20 protein-coding genes and 2 pseudogenes are annotated in these 19860 nt (G+C 37.0%); 7 read left to right on the forward strand and 15 right to left on the reverse strand.

Going from position 1 to position 19860, the window contains the following annotated elements; translation table 11 throughout:
- The 4 genes and pseudogenes from AC22ZQ_RS03870 to AC22ZQ_RS03885 form a co-directional block, all read left to right on the forward strand.
- A pseudogene (locus AC22ZQ_RS03870) lies at window positions 1-311 on the forward strand (hypothetical protein); the annotation flags it as partial.
- A 19-nt stretch (window positions 312-330) separates the two neighbouring features.
- A complete protein-coding gene (locus tag AC22ZQ_RS03875; protein WP_318957346.1) occupies window positions 331-888 on the forward strand; it encodes a hypothetical protein in 558 nt (185 codons plus the stop codon).
- Between the two features lie 43 nt (window positions 889-931).
- Complete coding sequence (locus AC22ZQ_RS03880) at window positions 932-1477, forward strand: RNA polymerase sigma factor (RefSeq protein ID WP_318957348.1); 546 nt, start codon at window positions 932-934, stop codon at window positions 1475-1477.
- Window positions 1464-2690 carry a hypothetical protein gene (locus tag AC22ZQ_RS03885; protein ID WP_318957350.1) on the forward strand — a complete coding sequence of 409 codons (1227 nt, stop codon included), beginning with the start codon at window positions 1464-1466 and terminating at the stop codon, window positions 2688-2690. The genes AC22ZQ_RS03880 and AC22ZQ_RS03885 overlap by 14 nt, the downstream gene beginning before the upstream one ends.
- Window positions 2691-2912: 222 nt before the next feature.
- Here the strand turns inward: AC22ZQ_RS03885 and AC22ZQ_RS03890 are convergent, their stop codons facing one another.
- The 10 genes from AC22ZQ_RS03890 to AC22ZQ_RS03935 form a co-directional block, all read right to left on the reverse strand.
- Window positions 2913-4088 carry an acetyl-CoA C-acyltransferase gene (locus AC22ZQ_RS03890; protein WP_318957352.1) on the reverse strand — a complete coding sequence of 392 codons (1176 nt, stop codon included), beginning with the start codon at window positions 4086-4088 and terminating at the stop codon, window positions 2913-2915.
- Between the two features lie 39 nt (window positions 4089-4127).
- Entirely contained in the window at window positions 4128-4481 is a 354-nt protein-coding gene (locus AC22ZQ_RS03895) for a four helix bundle protein (protein WP_318957353.1), read from the reverse strand.
- A gap of 40 nt (window positions 4482-4521) precedes the next feature.
- Window positions 4522-6927: a 3-hydroxyacyl-CoA dehydrogenase/enoyl-CoA hydratase family protein gene (locus tag AC22ZQ_RS03900; RefSeq protein ID WP_318957356.1), complete on the reverse strand. Its 2406-nt coding sequence runs from the start codon at window positions 6925-6927 to the stop codon at window positions 4522-4524.
- Between the two features lie 12 nt (window positions 6928-6939).
- A complete protein-coding gene (locus tag AC22ZQ_RS03905; protein ID WP_318957358.1) occupies window positions 6940-7395 on the reverse strand; it encodes a MarR family winged helix-turn-helix transcriptional regulator in 456 nt (151 codons plus the stop codon).
- Window positions 7396-7595: 200 nt separating this feature from the next.
- Window positions 7596-8003 carry a hydroxyphenylacetyl-CoA thioesterase PaaI gene (gene paaI / locus AC22ZQ_RS03910; RefSeq protein ID WP_318957359.1) on the reverse strand — a complete coding sequence of 136 codons (408 nt, stop codon included), beginning with the start codon at window positions 8001-8003 and terminating at the stop codon, window positions 7596-7598.
- 1 nt (window position 8004) lies between these two features.
- Complete coding sequence (locus AC22ZQ_RS03915; protein WP_318957361.1) at window positions 8005-8481, reverse strand: hypothetical protein; 477 nt, start codon at window positions 8479-8481, stop codon at window positions 8005-8007.
- 3 nt (window positions 8482-8484) lie between these two features.
- The gene (gene nadC / locus AC22ZQ_RS03920) at window positions 8485-9324 is read right to left on the reverse strand and encodes a carboxylating nicotinate-nucleotide diphosphorylase (protein ID WP_318957363.1); all 840 of its coding nucleotides are present in this window, start codon (window positions 9322-9324) and stop codon (window positions 8485-8487) included.
- 73 nt (window positions 9325-9397) lie between these two features.
- Window positions 9398-9826, reverse strand: a complete 429-nt coding sequence (locus AC22ZQ_RS03925) for a Rieske (2Fe-2S) protein (RefSeq protein ID WP_318957365.1) — start codon at window positions 9824-9826, stop codon at window positions 9398-9400.
- Window positions 9827-9873: 47 nt separating this feature from the next.
- Complete coding sequence (locus AC22ZQ_RS03930) at window positions 9874-10377, reverse strand: DUF6155 family protein (protein ID WP_318957367.1); 504 nt, start codon at window positions 10375-10377, stop codon at window positions 9874-9876.
- The gene (locus AC22ZQ_RS03935; RefSeq protein ID WP_318957368.1) at window positions 10374-13331 is read right to left on the reverse strand and encodes a sensor histidine kinase; all 2958 of its coding nucleotides are present in this window, start codon (window positions 13329-13331) and stop codon (window positions 10374-10376) included. The genes AC22ZQ_RS03930 and AC22ZQ_RS03935 overlap by 4 nt, the downstream gene beginning before the upstream one ends.
- 111 nt (window positions 13332-13442) lie before the next feature.
- Between AC22ZQ_RS03935 and AC22ZQ_RS03940 the strand changes: the two genes are divergently transcribed.
- Together AC22ZQ_RS03940 and AC22ZQ_RS03945 are read left to right on the forward strand one after the other, a co-directional pair.
- Window positions 13443-13751: a rhodanese-like domain-containing protein gene (locus AC22ZQ_RS03940; RefSeq protein WP_318957369.1), complete on the forward strand. Its 309-nt coding sequence runs from the start codon at window positions 13443-13445 to the stop codon at window positions 13749-13751.
- Complete coding sequence (locus AC22ZQ_RS03945) at window positions 13744-14646, forward strand: sterol desaturase family protein (RefSeq protein ID WP_318957370.1); 903 nt, start codon at window positions 13744-13746, stop codon at window positions 14644-14646. The genes AC22ZQ_RS03940 and AC22ZQ_RS03945 overlap by 8 nt, the downstream gene beginning before the upstream one ends.
- Here the strand turns inward: AC22ZQ_RS03945 and AC22ZQ_RS03950 are convergent.
- The 5 genes from AC22ZQ_RS03950 to AC22ZQ_RS03970 form a co-directional block, all read right to left on the reverse strand.
- Window positions 14630-15049, reverse strand: coding sequence for a response regulator (locus AC22ZQ_RS03950; RefSeq protein ID WP_318957371.1), 420 nt, complete (start codon window positions 15047-15049; stop codon window positions 14630-14632). The two genes, AC22ZQ_RS03945 and AC22ZQ_RS03950, sit on opposite strands and share 17 nt — an antisense overlap.
- Complete coding sequence (locus tag AC22ZQ_RS03955; RefSeq protein WP_318957372.1) at window positions 15036-15923, reverse strand: sensor histidine kinase; 888 nt, start codon at window positions 15921-15923, stop codon at window positions 15036-15038. Before AC22ZQ_RS03955 ends, AC22ZQ_RS03950 begins: the two co-directional genes overlap by 14 nt.
- A complete protein-coding gene (locus AC22ZQ_RS03960; RefSeq protein ID WP_318957377.1) occupies window positions 15920-16396 on the reverse strand; it encodes an FIST C-terminal domain-containing protein in 477 nt (158 codons plus the stop codon). The genes AC22ZQ_RS03955 and AC22ZQ_RS03960 overlap by 4 nt, the downstream gene beginning before the upstream one ends.
- On the reverse strand, window positions 16309-17019 hold the full coding sequence (locus tag AC22ZQ_RS03965) for an FIST N-terminal domain-containing protein (RefSeq protein ID WP_318957373.1): 711 nt from the start codon (window positions 17017-17019) through the stop codon (window positions 16309-16311). Before AC22ZQ_RS03965 ends, AC22ZQ_RS03960 begins: the two co-directional genes overlap by 88 nt.
- A gap of 91 nt (window positions 17020-17110) precedes the next feature.
- Window positions 17111-18646 (reverse strand): glycine--tRNA ligase, encoded by a 1536-nt coding sequence (locus AC22ZQ_RS03970; protein WP_318957375.1) that lies wholly within the window; start codon window positions 18644-18646, stop codon window positions 17111-17113.
- A gap of 445 nt (window positions 18647-19091) precedes the next feature.
- On the opposite strand from AC22ZQ_RS03970, the pseudogene AC22ZQ_RS03975 reads away from it, so the two are divergent.
- Window positions 19092-19860: pseudogene (locus tag AC22ZQ_RS03975) on the forward strand (hypothetical protein); the annotation flags it as partial.

Consider the following 19860-nt stretch of genomic DNA (forward strand, 5'->3'; position numbering starts at 1 on the left):
AATTAGATGTGGTAGATGTTTCCAATCCTGCCAATCCAATATTGAAAAGTTCTTTTAGTCTTACTAATCCACATGGATTAGGAGTAAATGGAGATGTTCTCTTTGTGTGTGATGGTAGCGATGGATTGAAAGTTTTTGACAATACTGATCCATTGGTTGTGGGAGATCATTTAACACAAAGCTTTTCAACAATTCAGGCAATTGATATCATTCCATTGGGTAACCTAGCCATCGTGTTAACAAAAGACGGAGTGTATCAGTACGATTGCACAGATGTACAGAATATTCAATACTTAAGTCAAATTCAATAATCCTTAAAAACGAAAGATCATGCAACGAATTATTTTAATCATATTCCTATTTCTTTTAGGGCTGAGTGCGCAAGCACAAGAGATGTTGACTTCCAAGAAATTTGATTTTGTTTCTTCTATTAACACAGGAGTGAACACAGATTTTTACAACTCTAACTTTTCGATGGCAGTTACCAATGGTGTAATTATGAACCAACGCTATATGTTGTCTTTGGGTCTAGGTATAGAAGGCAATCAGACAGGTACGCAGTTGCCTATGTTTTTTGAAGGTAAATACTTGTTTTTGAAAAATAGAAAGAAGACGCCTTTTATCTCCGTTACTTCAGGGTATTTACAACCTTTGTATAGAAATTATTGGCAAAATGTACAAGGTGGTTTTACTGCCGGTGCACAGATTGGGTTTCAGAACTTCTTTAGCGATCATGTAGGAATTTCAACTAGTGTAGGGTACAGGTATTGGAGACAAAGAGGAGAGCAAAATTATTATTACTACGATATTATGCCGTTTTATGGTAATGGGGCGTACATTTATATATCCAATCGATTTGAAGTAAGATTGGCGCTTCTTTTCAAATAATAGGACTACGAAAAAGACCCCTTATACAGAACAAGAGCTCGTTGTGGCGTGTCAGAAAGGCAAGCTAAAAGCACAGCGAGAATTGTATGACAGATATGCATACATGATGAAAGGGGTATGTCTAAGATATGCCAGGGATGTCTCTGAAGCAGAGGATTATTTGCAGGAGGCATTTCTTCGGGCATTTAAGTCTATACATCAATTAAACCCTTCAGGGAATCTAGGCGCTTGGTTGAGGACCATAGCAGTAAATGTAGGACTGGAGATGTATAGAAAAAATAAAGCGATTGACTTGAGGCTTGAAAACTATAAGCATATACAAGGTAATAGTGTAGACCTAGAAACTGCGTTTGAAAAAATGGCTTTGGAAGATCTGGTGAAGAAAATACAGCGATTACCCTTGGGTTATAGAACGGTTTTTAACTTATATGCTATTGAAGGATTTAACCATGAAGAAATAGCGCAGAAATTAGAAATCTCAGCCGGAACATCTAAATCTCAATACAGTAGAGCAAGGAGTCTATTAAGACAATGGATAGAAGAGGAAGAAGAGAATGAAAAAAATCAAATGAATTATGCAAAAGGATAGAGGTTTACAAGATCGCTTTGCGGAATTCGGAGCGCAGCCTACTCAACAAGTTTGGACAAATCTGGAGGCGGAATTGACGCGCAAGAAGAAAAGACGTGCGGCTCTATTGTGGTGGACAGGAATTTCTTTTGGTACTTTGTCTATTTTATTGGTACTCCTATTTGTGAATACACTTTCATCTACAATTGATTTAAAGAATTCTGCGGTAGCAGAAGTTGAGCAAGAAAGCGAAGTAACACAAGAGAAAATTGACTTTTCTGAAATAGAGGAGAATGAGCCCAAATCAACATTTGAAAAAGATAATGGTGCGGTTCCAAATAAGGAGGTTTTTGACCAAAGAATTGCTACCTCAAAGCGTACGTCACGTTCTAATCTTACAAGGGAAGAAGAGGTGCTTATACAGAAAATTCTTGCTCCAAAGCGCACCCTAGAACCAGATACTGCGCATATTGTTGAGATTGTGGATCCTCTTTTACCTCAAGAAGACAGCCTCTTAAGAAAAAAAGAAGAGAAGGAAGCGCTAGTTGTTTTTTCTAATGCTGAAGATTCAATTGAGTTAGATAGTCTTTATCAAAATGTTGTTGCTGATAGCGTAGAACCTGTACATATTGTTGAACAGGAGAAGGAATTACTGCCGAGTAAATGGTCATTCGGTGTGCATGTAGGTGGAGCGTACGATTATAGATCTGTTGATGACCAGGTGTATGCCACCGATGCTTCGTTGGTTAACAATCCGGCATTGAATAATGAGTATTATGTTGTTGATCAGGTTGCTCGTTTTAATAACCGATTCAATGTGACCTTATCTGCACGCTATGATTTAACTTCTAGATGGCGTATTTCTACTGGTTTGGGTTATGGTCAATTTGTTGAAAATGTTTCTGGAACAGAAGAGGCATTCAATTCTTACGGAATACATGGCCATACACTTAATCAGAATGTACAAGTGAATTTTAGTTTCTTGAATAAACCTAAGCTGGGTGCTTATACTGGAGTTGCTTATACCAATTCTTTCTTCATATCTCCCACGCGTACAGGTTATGTAGGAAGCGCACAGTTCCAAATGGGAATGTCGTATAAATTTAGTCCACGCTTTTCTATTGAATTAGAACCTTACCTACAGTATTACAGATTTGGTCAGGAAATAGAAGGACTATATGGTAACGCTTTGGTAGGTGCTCAAGTAGGATTTGTATTCAGACCGCTAGAATAAAATTTTCAAACAGGGATGGGATGGAAATGAGCTGAAGCAAAGTAGCATGAAACTTACTTTGAAAAGGCGACTAAAGAAGCTTTTGAAATGTATAGTTGAATGAGACTTTGGGAAGTGAATTGAAAGTACAGCCCGGCTGTTTGCCTAAGCATCTAAACGATAAGAAAAGAAAAAACGGGGTCACATTTAATGCGACCCCGTTTGTGTTTTTTAGTGATGATTTCATAACCTTTCGATAACGCCGGCAGCACCTTGTCCGGTACCTACACACATGGTTACAATACCATATTTCTCCTTGCGTTTCTTCAATTCGTTCATCATTTGAACCGTTAATTTAGCTCCTGTACAACCCAGCGGGTGCCCCAAACTAATAGCTCCACCGTTTACATTAACAATTTCTTTATCCAATCCAGCTTCGCGAATAACGGCCAAAGATTGAGAAGCAAAAGCTTCGTTTAATTCGTACAAACTGATGTCAGATTTTTGTAATCCTGCTTGTTTGATAGCTGCTGGAATAGCATCCACCGGACCTATACCCATGATTCTTGGCGGAACACCCACTACAGAATAAGAAGCCAAACGCGCTACGGGTTCTAAACCTAGTTCTTTTACCATACGTTCTGACATCACCAAACAAAAGGCAGCACCATCTGAAGTTTGCGAAGAGTTACCCGCAGTAACCGATCCACCCTGTGCGAAAACAGGACGTAATCTTCCTAAAGCTTCCATAGATCCTCCCGGACGTGGTCCTTCGTCTGTATCAACCGTATAGGTTTTAACCTGACGTTTTTCGTTTTGATCTAAGAAGATGTGTTCTACTTCAATGGGAACGATATCGTCTTTAAATCTACCTGTTTTGATAGCCTCCAAAGCTTTGCGGTGAGATTCTAAAGCAAAGGCATCTTGCTCTTCTCTCGAGACTTTAAATTCATTGGCAACGGCTTCTGCTGTGAGTCCCATTCCCCAATACCAGTCTGGGTTTTTCTTCGCCACTTTTGCGTTGGGAACAATTCTCCATCCTCCCATGGCCATTACCGACATGGATTCAACTCCACCGGCGATAATACAATCTGCCATTCCTGCATTGATTTTTGCAGTTGCCATGGCTATCGTTTCTAATCCAGAAGAACAATATCTGTTTACGGTAACTCCTGGTACTTTATCCGTTCCGAGTCCCATTAATGAGATCATTCTTCCCATGTTTAACCCTTGCTCAGCTTCGGGTGTAGCGTTCCCAACAATTACATCGTCCACACGTGCGGGATCTAATTGCGGAACTTCTTTTAAAATGTGTTTGATCACATCCGCCCCCAAATCATCGGGTCTGTAAAAGCGGAAACCACCTTTGTTGGCTTTCCCAACTGCGGTTCTATATCCTGTTACTATGTATGCGTTCATGTTTTTTAAAGATTTTTAGACTTTTAGACCGTTAGACAATTAGATTTTGTTTAACGAGATGCTAAAAGATCTTATCATTTTTTGAATTTCTTCTACTTTCTCTTGTACTTCATTAATTTCTATATCATAGAGTCTATGAATCAAGAAAAGCTGAGTTTCAAGCTCAAAGGCAGAAGAGATACTTATATTTAGAAAGTGAATAAAACTTTTGTTAGAGTCACGACCAGAGCCTTCGGCAATATTGGATGGAATAGAAACAGCACATCTGTTTAATTGTGGCTTTAAATTGAAATCTTCTTGACTTGGTAATGACTTTGTTATTGTATAGATTTCCTCTACCAAATCCATTGATTTTTGCCAGATTTTCAATTCTTTGTACCTATGTTTCTTCATCTCTAAAGGTCTAAATGTCTAACACTCTAAACGTCTAAGCTTAATTTCTAAGAATTTTACCTTTTTTCACCATGCTCTCTAAACGTTCTAGTGTTTTACGTTCGGCGCAGAGTTCTACGAAGGCTCTTCTTTCTAAGTCGAGGAGATATTGTTCAGAAACTTGAACGCGCTCGGAGATGTCACCCCCACACATTACAAAACCTAGTTTTTCTGAGATGAGTCTGTCGTGTTCTGAGATGTAGTTCCCAGACTGCATTGAGTCAGCTCCTACATAAACAATTCCTAATCCTTCTTGACCAAGGATGGTGATGTTTTTCTCTTTTGGAGGGGCTACATAACCTTTGTTGGCTAAGCCTAAACAAGCTTCTTTAGCACGTGTTAATTGCAATTCTCTCGACATTACATATTCGTCTTGTCCTCTTCTTAAGTAACCCAATTCAAAGGCTTCTTCTGCAGAGGTAGCAACTTTGGCTTGACCAATCGTTAAGAAACGTTCACGCATTTTGTTGATGCGAATGTCACCTTCTGATAACTCTTCAGAGAGTCTTTTTACAAACTCTTTGGTACCACCACCACCAGGAATAACACCAACACCGAATTCAACCAACCCCATGTATAGTTCTGCATGGGCTACAACTTTATCCGAATGCATAGATAATTCACATCCTCCACCTAAAGCCAGGTTATGAGGAGCAACAATTACAGGGATATCACTATAACGCACACGCATCATAGTATCTTGGAAAGTTTTTACGGCGAAGTTTAATTCGTCGAAATCTTGTTCCACCGCCATCATAAAGATCATTCCAACATTAGCTCCGGCGCTAAAGTTTTGACCTGTATTTGAGATTACGAGTCCCTTGTATTCTTTTTCGGCAATGTCAATAGCTTTGTTAATTCCTTCAATCACTCCACCGCCTATGGTGTTCATTTTTGTGTGGAATTCTAAGTTTAAGATACCGTCTCCTAGATGAACTAAAGTTGCATCGCTGTTTTTCCAAACTGTATTCTCTTCGCGCAAAGCATCGAGAATAACCATGTTTTCTGTACCCGGAATGGTTTTGTATGCTTTAGCAGCGATGTCGTAGTACAACTTGCTTCCTTTATCATTTTTGTAGAAAGAAGTAATACCTGCGGCTTTCATTTCTTCTACCCAAGCTGCAGCTTTATGGTTTTCTTTAGCAATTAATTCTAATCCTTTGTCTAAACCAATTAAATCCCACGTTTCGAAAGGACCTAATTCCCAACCAAAACCTGCTTTGATAGCATCGTCGATTTTGTAGAGGTCATCAGATATTTCTGGAATTCTATTGGTTACGTAAGCAAATAGACCGGCGAAAGTTTTTCTGTAGAACTCACCTGCTTTGTCCATTCCTTGGAACAACATTTTTGTACGTTGTTTCAAATCGTCTATGGGTTTTGCCATAGCTAGCGTAGGGAAGTTTACAGTTGCTTTTTCTCTATATTCTAAAGTGTTGAGATCTAATGAAAGAATGTTTTTCTTTCCATTTTCATCTACTACTTTTTTGTAGAAACCTTGGTTGGTTTTAGATCCTAACCAGTTGTTCTCAACCATTTTTGAGATATAGTCAGGAAGGTTAAATAGATCTCTGGCTTCGTCGTTTGGACAATTTTCTTTGAGTCCATTTGCTACATGTACCAAAGTATCTAACCCAACTACATCACAGGTTCTAAAAGTGGCAGATTTTGGTCTACCCAATATTGGACCTGTCAATTTATCTATCTCCTCTATATTCATGTCCAATTCCTTAACGGCATGGAAAAGTGACATAATAGAGTAGACCCCAACTCTGTTGGCAATAAATGCAGGAGTGTCTTTACATAATACTGTTTTCTTACCTAAGTATTTTCTACCATATTCCATAAAGAAGTCAACCACCTCTGGCGCTGTTTCTTTGGTTGGAATAACTTCAAAAAGTTGTAAATACCTTGGAGGGTTGAAGAAGTGAGTTCCACAGAAATGTTTCTTGAAATCATCGCTTCTGCCTTCTAACATCAGGTGAATAGGAATACCGGAGGTGTTGGAAGTAATTAAACTACCTGCTTTACGGTGTTCTTCAACTTTTGCAAATACTTGTTGTTTGATGTCTAATCTTTCGATAACCACTTCTATGGTCCAATCACAATCTTTGATTTGATGAAGATCGTCTTCGAAGTTTCCGGTTTTTATTCTTCCGGCGAAAGACTTGCTGTAGATAGGTGAAGGATTGGACTTGAGGGCGAAAGTAAGTGAATCATTGACAATTCTGTTTCTTACTTTTTTGTCTTCGAGGGTTAATCCTGATTTTTGTTCTTTTTCGTTGAGTTCTTTGGGTACGATATCGAGCAAAAGAACATCTAGCCCGATGTTAGCAAAGTGACATGCTATTCGGGAGCCCATGACTCCCGAACCAAGCACCGCAACTTTGCGAATGTGTCTATTCATAGTTTTAACGTTTTAGAAAAATCTTATCATATTTCTAAGCTCTTCTTCAACAGTTAAATCAATTTTGTCCATTACTTCAAAAAATACCTTCAATTTTCCTTTTGGAATGCGTTCGTAGAGTTTCTCGTTGAATTCTAACACCACATTTTTGGCAAGTCTTCGTTGTTCAACTCCTTCCGGCGTTAGGAAAATCAGTACTTTCCTTTTGTCTAATTTATCGGCCTCTCTGTAAATCAATCCCCTCGTCTCCATTGTTTTTAAGGTTCTTGATAAACTTGTAGGCTCCATTCCCATTCTTGGTCCTAGTTGAGTACTTGGCGTACCTTCTTTATCAACAATCAATAAAATAAAACCTATGGAAATGGTCATGTCGTGTACCGAGGCTTTCTGATTATACATCCTCGATATTTTATGCCACGCATGACGTATGCTAAAATCGATTTTCTCTTCTGTTTTAGAATTACTCATTTCTATCATTTAAATATAGGAAAATATTCTAAGCACGCACAATAAAATTGCGAATTTTACCATGTGCAAAAAGCCATTACTTTTTCCTTGCAGAATGTATTTGTAGTAGTAATACACTCATAAGTTAATAAAATTAATTAGTGTATTGGTAAATAATCGTTAGAAGTAATAGATTAACGATTTAAAACGAGTTGTAAAATTTACCAAATATTTTCTGAAACATGCACAGTTCCCTTAAACAAAGCTACCACTTTTCCAGTTTGATTGGTAACCTTTACTGTGTATATCCCTAACCTTTTGCTTCTGTTTTCTTCACTGCATACCGCGGTTAATTTATCCCCGGTGAAACAAGGTCTAGTATGAGAAATAGAGGTTTCAATACTCACACATTGAAAACCGTAGGTATTGGAAGCAAAAGCAAGGGCACTATCTGCTAATGCGTACGATAGTCCCCCATGTGCAATATTAAATCCGTTGACAAAATCTTTGGTTACCTCCAATTCAAGTGTACAACTTCCTTTGGCAATAGCAATTAACTTCATTCCCAATAATTGAGAGAAGGCATCTTCTTGCAGCATTAAGTTTACAATTTCTTGGGGCGACTTCATCTTATGCAATGGCTTTGTTCATTAATCCAATCATAGCTGTTGAAACGATAAACAATTGTGTAGCTGTTTCATCATCTAAACTTGTACCGTCATCATCTGCCATTTCTATTTCGTTGGCCATAAAGGCAATTAAATTTGGCTGGTTGGTAATGGCTAGAATTAAATCAATATCCTCTTCATCCATGTATTCCTCTAAAACTTGAGAAAATTCGTCTTGAAAAGCATCGATATCTTCATTTGTAATTCTTTTAACCTTTACACCTTGCTGCGCAAAAGCCTCGAAATAAATGTTGAAGTAGTAAATGATTAACCCTGTAAGCGTATCATTTTCGAACTCCATACCTGCAGACATAGCGTAACCTAAAAAGTCCTGCTGTGCTAAGCCATAGGTTTCAGAGATTTTCTCTAAACCATCGTCGTCTAAATTGTCTATTTTGTTTACCGCCTTTTCAATGTTGGCAATTGTAATCTGTTGCATATATTATTTGTTGAATGTTGCTTTTAGACTTAAATCTAAAGAGCTTATTGAATGTGTTAGGGCTCCAGAAGAAATGTAGTCTACTCCTGTTTCACCATAAGCACGTATGTTATCTATTGTAATTCCTCCTGATGCTTCTGTTTCATATTGCTCAGGAATAGTTGGAAGTATAGCTTTAATCTCTTCAGGTGTGAAGTTGTCTAACATAATTCTGTCGATTCCACCTACTGCCAATACTTCTTCCAATTCTTTGGTGTCTCTTACCTCAACTTCTATCTTAAGGTCTTTCCCTGTTTGTTGCAAGTAATCTTTGGCACCTTTAATGGCTTGAGCAATTCCACCTGCATAATCGATGTGGTTGTCTTTGATCATAATCATGTCATACAACCCAAATCTATGGTTGTAACCACCACCAATTTTAACAGCCCATTTTTCCATGGCACGTATACATGGTGTAGTTTTTCTTGTGTCTAACAATTTCGTATCGCAGCCATCTAAAATTTGTACAATTTTGTTGGTGTGTGTCGCGATTCCACTCATGCGTTGCATGAAGTTTAGTACCAAACGTTCTGTAGATAATATAGAGCGAGAGCTTCCTTCTACGGTTAAAATAATATCACCTTCTTTAATTGCTTCACCATCATGAATGAAAACTTCAACTTTTAAGTTGGGATCAAAGCGATGAAAAATACGTTCCGCTAATTCAACACCTGCCGCAATTCCATGATCTTTCACCAGTAATTTCGCTATTCCCGTTGCGCTTTCGGGAATAGTAGATAGTGAGGAATGGTCTCCATCCTGGAGATCTTCTCTCAATGCAAAATCGATTATTTCATCTATCATGCCCCAAAGATATACATCTCTAGGAAATATGATAATCTATTTGAGAGGATAGCTGTTGATATTCATCAGCATTTTATTGGTTGTAGAGGCGTAGTTTTGTATTACCATCCCACGCGGTACGGTATTGTCTGAGTCCAAATTCAACATCTCCGTTTACGATAGATCCATCGTACAAAGAGAATTGAGCATCAGAACAAGGGTCGTCTAATACTAAAAAGTTATCTGGGTTTACAACTAAACCTGTATCACAATCTGCAGCGTTTGCGGTGGTTGACATTCTATCAAAACATACAAATTCATTCGGTCCTCTACGGTATACAATCAGTCCTTTAATACCACCCAATACATAAGCATATCCGCTAACCGATTGTAAGGAAGAATAGGAAGGAAGGGTAAGGTTTATCTCTGTATCAAAAGGTAAACTTGGAACAGGGTGGTTTTTGGTTTTGTTACACGCAAAACTCACACCAATTACCAAAATAAAAGCAACAACAGATTTCATGTTCTAATTTTGTTCAAAGTTAACGGATTTGAAGCGATTATATTGTCTCAAGGCGCCATATCCTGAAAAGCAGTCCTGTTAAACCAGTTTTGTTGCCAAGCTTCTTCTACAATTCGTTCCAAACGAGGTTTGAATATTTGCATTAAGTTATTCCCCGAAATCCATTTTAATGCATCCTCGTATTGCCTGAACATACCCACAAAAAAGTTGTCATTCTTTATGACGCGAGTGGAGGTGTAGGTTTGTGCTACTTCTATGGCGTAGAGCATAATATCTGCAATTTTATCTGGAGACATTTCTAAACTCTGAAAGTGTTTAATCAACTTGGTGGCTGTAGTTCTTCTGAGTTTTGCCCTTCGTTTGGTAGTAGGGAAGTACTCCTTGCTGATTTTTACTCGAGCATCTTCAATGAGTTTATCTTCCCTCGGGTTGAAGGCAAAATTGAAATATGTTTTTACGGGTTTAAATTTCTCGTAGAGCTCAATAATTTGTTCGCGGAGTTGTTCCTCGTTGAGGTCTTGTAAATGCTTTTTTAATTTGGCTTTACTCATATTCCTATTCTTAATTCAATGCGTGTTCCCATGGGTTCTCCATTTTCCACCTTGTCGATAATGGCAAATAATGGTTTGTCGTTTTGATGCTGATCCAATATAGATAGTCGCTCCTGGGTTACCTGTAAGGCAAGTGACTTGTGGAGGTGATCTACTTGACTTTTTGTGGATTGTGACTTTTGCCTACCACAACCATTATCGTCTATGGTAATTAAAATGTTATTCTCCGTTTCTAATTTCACCTCAATGGCTATATGGGGAGCTCTTTTTAGATGTTTGAAACCATGGATGATAGCGTTTTCTATAAAAGGTTGAATGAGCAATGGGGGAATGATTTCCTCATCTGTATCTAGCTCATCATCCACCTCAATGGTATAGGTGAAATCCAAAGATTTGATGAGTTGCTCTAATTTCATGTAGTGCTCAACGGTGTTCAATTCTTCTTCAATACTGATGTATTTTTCACGAGAATTCTCTAGGATGGAACGCATCAACTTAGCGAATTTCGCAATTACCAAACGCGCTTTATTTTTGTCGTCTTTAATAATTTGTTCTTGGATAGATTGCAGTACGTTGAATACAAAGTGTGGATTCATTTGTAAGCGCAAAGCTTTTTGCTCTAATTCCACAAGGTTGCGTTCCATTTCTAATTTTTCTTTCAGCGCCTCGTTGTTTTTTCTCAACCTAGCCAAAGCAATTCTAAAGATGAGGTAGAAAAATCCTACTATGCCCAGAACTATTAAAACAATGAACCACCATGCAGAATAGAAGGGCGGAGTGATGATGAGGCGTATACTCCGTACGGGTGTCCAAGCTTGAGAGTTTCCCGTTTTGTAGCGCAATATGTAATCTCCAGGAGGGAGGTTATTGAACAGTATTGTGTTTCTTTTGGTAATCGGCGCCCACATCTCATCATAGCCCTCTAAAAAGTGCGTGAAATTTGCACCTTGAGCAGTAGATAGGTCAAGCGCTTTTAATTCAATCTCTATGGGTTTTTTATCGAAAGGAAGAATAAGGCTGTCTGTTTCTTGCAATCCGTCTTTTACAAAATAGAAATACTCAGTTTGCTCAATGGGCACATAGCCAATGCGAATATCTTTTACCTTTAAAAGCGGTGCAATTTTCTTTTTGTTATAGGACTTTTTCGCGTATTTCTCTATTCCTTTTACTGTTCCAAACCATAAGTTACCATTAGGGTCCAAATCCACGGCATTTCTTGTCGTTTCCAAACCTTGAAATCCTTCTCTCGGACCGTAATGTTGAAAGTTCGGAGCACCAAAAAATGAACTGATTTTATCCAAACCTTGTTCTGAACCAACCCATACATTTTCGTCTTTATCTACCTCTACTTGGTAAATGTTTTCTGAACTCAAACGTGGATTGCTTTTCCATTTTAATAAATGAATTCCTTGCACTGTATAGAGTCCACTGGAGGTACCCAGTATGGGTGTTGATTTATGGAAGCCAATAGAACGTATATCAAGATCTTGGGTGTTGTCTATGTACGTGAGCTGATTGGACGTCATTTTAGCCAATCCTTTTCGTTCATCAATAAACCATAGGTTCCCTTCAGGATCAAACTCAAGTAAGAGAATATTTTGTCCTGTTTTATCGAATAATAATTCAATTCTTTCAAACCGCAGACTGCGTTTAGATCCCGATAACCTTGCTTTTAGTATCCCCTTGTTATTCGTCGCTACATAGATTTCATTCTTATGTATTTTAAGATCATTGACGTTTAAAAGTTGATAATCTGTTTTAATACGCTGAAAAGTAAATCTACCGTTGTAGAAACTAACATATGCCAGTCCTCTGTCTTCCTCAAAGACCCATGCATTTCCATTTTTATCTATATCAAAAACGGTGATTCTATTGAGCGTTTTTCCTGCTCCATCTTTGATGAGGTTGTGTATGCGATTGGGACCAATCAGGTTTAAACCACCCGTACCTGTTGAAGCCCAAATTTTATTTTCCTGGACAGCAACAAGGTGTAAAATGTAATCACTACTTAAACCAGAGTAATTGTCGAAATGGACAAATTGAGTTTCTGTAAAACGACTCAATCCACCTCCGTAACTACCAATCCAAATATTTCCCCAATGGTCTTCATGAAATGATTTAACATAGTTACTGGGTAAACCTTCAGTGAGTGTAAAATGATCGATTTGTTTTTTATTGATCCTAAAGACACCTTGGTTTTGTGTACCTATCCATAATTTGTTTTGACTGTCAATTAACAAGCTACTTACTGCCAGTTTTCTATCAAAGGCTTTTTCTCGAACAACCGCTAAACCTTTGTTTAAAACCACAACACCATGTCCCTCTGTTCCTAAGAAAATGTAGTTTTCACTTTCAGTTACACAAGCAATGGAATTGGTAGGTAACCCTTGTGTCGTGGTAATTCTTTTAAAAGGATTGGATAGATTAAAAATACCTTCAGTAGTTGTTACCCAGTATTGATGTGTGCTATCGCTAAAAAATCCTGTTACTTTTTTATTATATAGTTGTACATTTTTCTGTTGATAGATCTTTCCTTCCTTCAATAGATGAACACCATTGTTTGTTCCAATTAAAAAGGCTTTTCCTTTTTTATGAATGCTCGTAACCTGCGCTTCTAATGGAAGAGACCTAATAATGTTTTTGTTGAAGTAAACACATAAACCTTTGTCTGTACCAATCAAAATACTGTCGTGGTAAGGGAAAAGTATATTTACGTTGTTAGATCGAAGTCCGTCATTTTTAGTTAATGTACTAAAGACTTTACCGTCAAAAATAGAAACTCCACCACCTTGAGTTGCAACAATTAGTTCACCTTCATCGGTTTCGAGCATGGAGTAGACTTCTGATTGTGCCAAGCCTTCTGAAACTGAAAAATTGGTAAAATTCAGTTGCTGTGCCTGAAGAGAAAGGCTCAACAGCAGAAAAGATGCAAGAAGTAAGATGCTTTTCATCATATCAGCAAATATACATACTAGAAAGTTAATTGAGTTTTTAGGATTTGTGTAACATTTGCTACGTCCAAAAGCTTCACTTTAACGTATATTTGAAAGAGAAAAAAGAAAATAATGGGATTATTACAAAAATTGTTTGGGCCAAAAACGGATTTCCAAGCATTAAAAGATAATGGTGCAATTTTGTTGGATGTTAGGAATCCAGGAGAAGTTAAATCGGCGGGTATAAAATCGGCTGTAAATATTCCTCTTCAGAATTTATCATCGAAGGAAATAACTAAGTTGAAAAGTAAAAATAAGCCAGTGGTTTGCGTTTGCGCATCTGGTGTGAGAAGTAACATGGCGAAGTCTAAATTGAAGGCGGCAGGAGTAGAAGCTTACAATGGAGGTGCTTGGTCAAGAATGAAGCCTTATTTTGGATAGTATTTTTGAAATTATTAGTAATGCGTATAGTAACTATGCATCTTATTTTTGGCGTAGTTTAATTCATCCTTTTTTTGAGGGTGATTTAAACTATTTCTATTATTTAATTCTTGTTTCTCTTGCCGTTTGGGGATTAGAAATTCTCTTACCTTGGAGAAAGAAGCAGGCAATTTTTAGAAAAGATTTTTGGTTGGATGCATTTTATATGTTTTTCAACTTTTTCTTTTTCAACCTATTGCTCTTTACTGCTTTAAGTGATGTAAGTGTTCACTACTTAAACAGAGGATTGGAGGCTATTGGAATTGAGAACATCACCTTGTATGACTTTTCGAATAAAGCCATGTGGTTGCAGTTTTTAGTCTTCTTCCTGATGTCTGATTTTATTCAGTGGGCTGTACATAATTTACTGCATAGAGTAGATTTTTTATGGCAGTTTCACAAAGTGCATCACTCCGTAAAAGAAATGGGCTTTGCTGCGCATTTGCGTTATCACTTTATGGAGACGGTTGTGTATAATTCTTTTAAGTACTTGGGGTTGATTATGCTTTTCAATTTTTCATTGGAAAACGCTTTTATCATTCATGGAATAACCATTCTAATTGGTCATTTAAACCATGCCAATGTGTCCTGGGATTATGGACCTTTAAAGTATATACTTAATAATCCGAAAATGCATATCTGGCATCACGCTAAGGAGTTGCCGGAAAGTCACCCGAAAGGAATGAATTTCGGAATTTCGTTAAGCTTATGGGATTATCTTTTTGGAACTAATTATATTCCTTATTCTGGTAAAGATATTACACTCGGGTTTGATGATGATGAGGATTATCCTCAAGGGTTCTTTGCGCAGTTAACAGAACCCTTCAAGAAAATATTTTTTAACTCAAGAAACTAAATTTAGATAACATCTCTTTAAGCTTCTCTTCGCTGAGCGGCTTAGTGATGTATTCTTTAGCTTGAGGAGTTTTATCGAATTGCTCGTAATCTCTTTTGTGATTAGAAGTAGTTAGTATGAAGAAAAGTGGCATTAGCTCAAAGTCATGTTCCTCGAATAATTCATCAATTTCATCAATTAATTCAAAGCCATCCATTTCTGGCATTTTCACATCAACGATGAACACAGCAGGGATATCTTCTTTGTTTTCGAATAGGGATTTTAGGTAATCAAGAGTTTCACTTGGACTTGTGAAAGCTAAGATTTCATTAAAAATGTTTAAATCACCAATGATGTCCTTATTACAAAAATTTGTGATTTCATTATCATCTATCAAAAGTATTTTACTTCTATCTAACTGCATCTTTCTTAAATTTTAAAGAGAGTGTTACCCCCTCATTTTCTTTACCGTATATACTTACAGAGCCTCCTCCAGACTCCATGGTTTTTCTAATTAAGAAGAGACCTACTCCGTTCCCTTCTGTAAATTTACTGTTTTTAAACCTGTGGAAAGGTTTAAAAAGCTCATTCTTTAACTTTTCTGTATCCAAACCAATTCCATGATCTCGGATCATTATTACAGGGTGGTCAAAGTTAAAAGATGTTTTGATTTCTATCTCCGGTTCACGGTCCTCTTTTTTATATTTTATTGCATTCGTTAGTACATTTCTTAAGACACTATTTAAGGAAGTCTTGTCAAAATATATTTCGTCAAATGCATCGAGGTCTAGTTTAATGTGTTTTTTCTGCAAACCATTGATGCTTTCCACTTGATTACTTATACAGTCAATAAGTTTACAAGGCTCTACTCTTTTTTCCTCATCTTCATAATCAAGTCTGCTAATCTCTAAGAATTCGTTTACCGTTTCAATGGCTTTTTCCGAATTCCATTCAAGTTTTTCACAAATTTCAGCAACCTTATCTTCTTGTCCGGGCTTATTGATATACTTTTTGAGTATCATCACCAAGCTTTGAGTATTCATAAAACGAGATTTCAAATCGTGAGAAACGTGATAATTGAAACCATCTAAAGACTCATTTATTCGTTCTAAGTTCTTGTTTGCATCCGTCATATCATCAACCATTTTATTGGCGATTTCTTCAAGTAATCGAACCTCTGTATGCAGTTGCTCATAGACGCGGTCTATGGCATGAAATAAAGGTTCCCACTCCTCGATATCTTTTTGAGGTGCAAGACGTTCTATTTGTTTAAGTAATATTTTATTTCTTAGTTTCATTCAGAAAGGGCAACCATGGCAATAGAGAAGTTGTGTATCTCACATGCATTGTTATTATTGGCTTCAGTTAAAAACTCAGCATAAGAATAAAAACCAGTTATATTAATATCCTTACCGAACCCTGTACTTAATGCAATTACTTCATCTTCTATAAGTTCGTTTAAAAATAATCTTCTACCGTAACATGAGGTTAAGAAGACCATTTGTGGTTGGTTTTTAGATAGGAAAGAAGCTTCTTCTTCAGTTTCTTCTAATCCATCGATGATATCCGAACGGGTTAATTGTACTTTGTCTCCAAGCTTAAAGTCTCCGCCGTAAATTAAAGATTTATTTTCGTGATCTACGTGAATTGGACTACGTACGTATTTTGTTCTGTTTTTTGTTTTTACAGAAAGGGGTATAACATGATTTTCTCTTCGAAATGTTGTGGACTTTCTGCATCGAGTAATTTGTATAATACGTCGTAAGCAGATTTTCCATTGAGTCCGAGAAGGACATTTCTATTGTAATCAGAAACGGTAAAATCTAAACCAAAACCTTTCGCGGTAATTACTTTATTTGTTTTGATAGAAAGCTCTTCGCCATACAAGGCAATAGCGATAACATTGTTTTCGCTTGGAGCTTCGTTAAGTCCTGAAATAGAAGGTACTCGCAAATCCATATTTCCGGCAAGGCCACCAAAAATGTTAATGCCTCCTTTGTAATGGTTGTTGAGTTCACTAATTAAATCAGCACTATTACCAAAGGTATTGTCCGCAATAATTAAAAGACCTTTTAGTCCTTCTTCTGGAATATCTTCGATTAGTTTTTTACTTACCTCTAAACCCTCTTCCGTTGCGTTTTTTGAAAAAGCTTTAATTTGAGTGTGATCAAAACGATGAGCAGAAATAGCAATTTCTTCACTGAACTTATTTCCTTTAATATGACCAGCTGTTGAAGTTGTTACAATTTGCGCATTGGGGAATTTCTCACGTACCAAAGCAAATTCAAATTCATTCTCGAATTGTTCTCTATATCCAAAAACAAATACGAGCTGATGCTCCATAGCAGAGCATTCCTTGAGTTCTGGTAGAGTGAATTCATTTGAATGAATCATAATAGTATAATTTGGTTTAAGGATGAAGTTAAATAAAAAATGCGATTCACATTAGAGGGAATCGCATTTTTATTAAATCTGTATGTTTTCCTTAGCTTAAAAGAGATGCTAAGCTTACTTTTTCTCCAATAATTGCTCTAAGATCTGAGATGTTTACACGGGTCTGTTCCATGGTGTCTCTATCTCTTAAAGTAACAGTGTTGTCTTCCAAAGATTGGTGGTCTACTGTTACGTGGAAAGGAGTTCCAATGGCATCCTGTCTTCTGTAACGCTTACCAACCGTATCTTTTTCATCGTATTGACAATTGAAATCAAACTTCAAGCTATTGATAATTTCTCTCGCTTTTTCTGGTAATCCATCTTTCTTTAATAAAGGAAGAACTGCTACTTTGTACGGTGCCAATGCAGCTGGAATTTGAAGTACTGTTCTTGTTTTTCCTTCTCCTAAATCTTCTGTTTTCAATGAATTACTCAATACAGCTAAGAACATTCTATCTAAACCTATAGAAGTTTCAATAACGTATGGTGTGTAGTTCTCATTTAGCTCAGGATCGAAGTACTGCAACTTTTTACCAGAGTGCTCTTCATGTTGTTTTAAATCGAAGTCAGTTCTTGAGTGAATACCTTCTAATTCTTTGAACCCCATTGGGAAGTCAAATTCGATATCACAAGCCGCGTTTGCGTAGTGTGCTAATTTGATGTGATCGTGAACTCTGTAGTGGTTTTCACCTAAACCTAAAGCTTTGTGCCACTTTAAACGTTCGCTTTTCCAGTGTTCGTACCACTTCATTTCTTCTCCTGGACGTACAAAGAATTGCATCTCCATTTGTTCGAATTCACGCATTCTGAAAATAAACTGACGTGCAATGATTTCGTTACGGAAAGCTTTACCAATTTGAGCAATTCCAAAAGGAATCTTCATTCTTCCTGATTTCTGTACGTTCAAGAAGTTTACAAAAATACCCTGTGCCGTTTCTGGACGTAAGTAAATTTTAGAGGCATCACCTGCAACCGCTCCTAATTCTGTTGAGAACATTAAGTTGAATTGCTTTACGTCTGTCCAGTTTTTAGAACCAGAAACAGGACAAGCTATTCCTAACTCTTCAATCAAGGCTTTAACAGCAGGTAAATCTTCATTGGTTAAAGCTTCACCCATGCGCTGTTCTATTTCATCAATTTTCTTTTGATTTCTTAAAACATTCGGGTTTGTAGCTCTGAATTGTGCTTCGTCGAAGTCATCACCAAACTTTTTAATTCCTTTGGCAACATCTTTCTCAATTTTAGCTCTGTATTTTTCAATGTGTTCTTCGATCAATACATCAGCTCTATATCTTTTCTTAGAATCTTTGTTGTCGATTAATGGATCATTAAAGGCGTCAACGTGACCAGAGGCTTTCCATGTTTTTGGGTGCATAAAAATTGCAGCATCAATACCTACAATGTTCTCGTGCATTTGAACCATGGCAGTCCACCAGTAATTTTTAATATTATTCTTTAACTCACTACCTAACTGTCCGTAGTCGTAAGTTGCTGATAATCCGTCGTATATTTCTGATGAAGGGAAAATGTATCCATACTCCTTAGCATGAGATATCACCTCTTTTAATTTGTCTTCCTTTTTTTCCATGCTGCAAATTTAGGAGTATGTAGATAACTGGAATTGTTTTTTTAGAATTTTTTATGAGTTTTTTAAAGCAACTGTTCCCGCTCTCCAAGCGTATTATAAGTAAGCCCTGTATAATCTTCCAGCTCAGCAAGAATACAGACCTATGTAGGATGTATTAATAGAGTGATAAATGGAGGGTTAGCCAAGGGTGTTATATTTTCTATTATTAACAAACTTAAGTATCCTGTAATTCTCTTGTATTACAGGATTTTCTGTGTTTTGCAGAAACTCTTCTTTTAATGAGGTTTGTTTAGTAGGGGTCTACAGAACTATATTTCGTCGTTTCTCCAATTTAAAATTAATTATGGCTTTGATTTTTGTCAGGTTCCTCGTACGTTTTTAAAATAGCGAGACAACCCTTTATTTTTCTGATGGGTATTTAAAGAGAACCTTAAATGAAACTATCATGAAAAAAAGAAATTTATTACTATCAATGGCACTAGGTGCTATGGTTGTTTTAGCAAGTTGTAAAAAAGATCTAAAGGAACCATCACCGAGTGGTCCTTCAATTCCCAATGTAACAAATACAGAAAATAAGGCAGCAGCTTTATTAAACGAGTATTTTGAATCTCAGAAACAAGTAATATCGGTAGACGTATCTAATACCTATTATTTCCAAGGGCAAAAAGGAACCATGTTCTATTTAAACGGAAATAATTTTGAAGATGGGAATGGTAATCCTGTAACGGGAATTGTGGATATCACATTAGTTGAAAACTACTCAAAGTTGGATATGATTATGACCAATAAAGTGACTTTGGCTAAGTCTGGAAATGGAACGGAACTATTGGTTTCCGGAGGAGAATTTTACATGGAAATAGCGCAAAATGGAAATTTACTGGAGGTAGTAAATCCTATTCAAGTAATCACTTCACCAGTTGAATCGGCATCACCTATGAGCATGCAATTGTTTGATGGGGAAACAGACACTGAAGGTAATATTTTGTGGACTGCAAATAATGACACAATTACCGCAATTCAGGACACCACAGGAACTGGAGGAGGTCAGGGTGGACCGAACGTTTATTCATATGCTTATGATTGGACGGATTCAATGAGTTGGATTAATTGTGATTATTTCTACGGTGTCCCGGGTCCAATGACGGGTGTGGAGTTAAATGTTCCATCGGGGTATGACAACACAAATACTATGATGTTCATGGTTTTAACGAATG

The sequence above is a fragment of the Lishizhenia sp. genome (assembly GCF_057456495.1).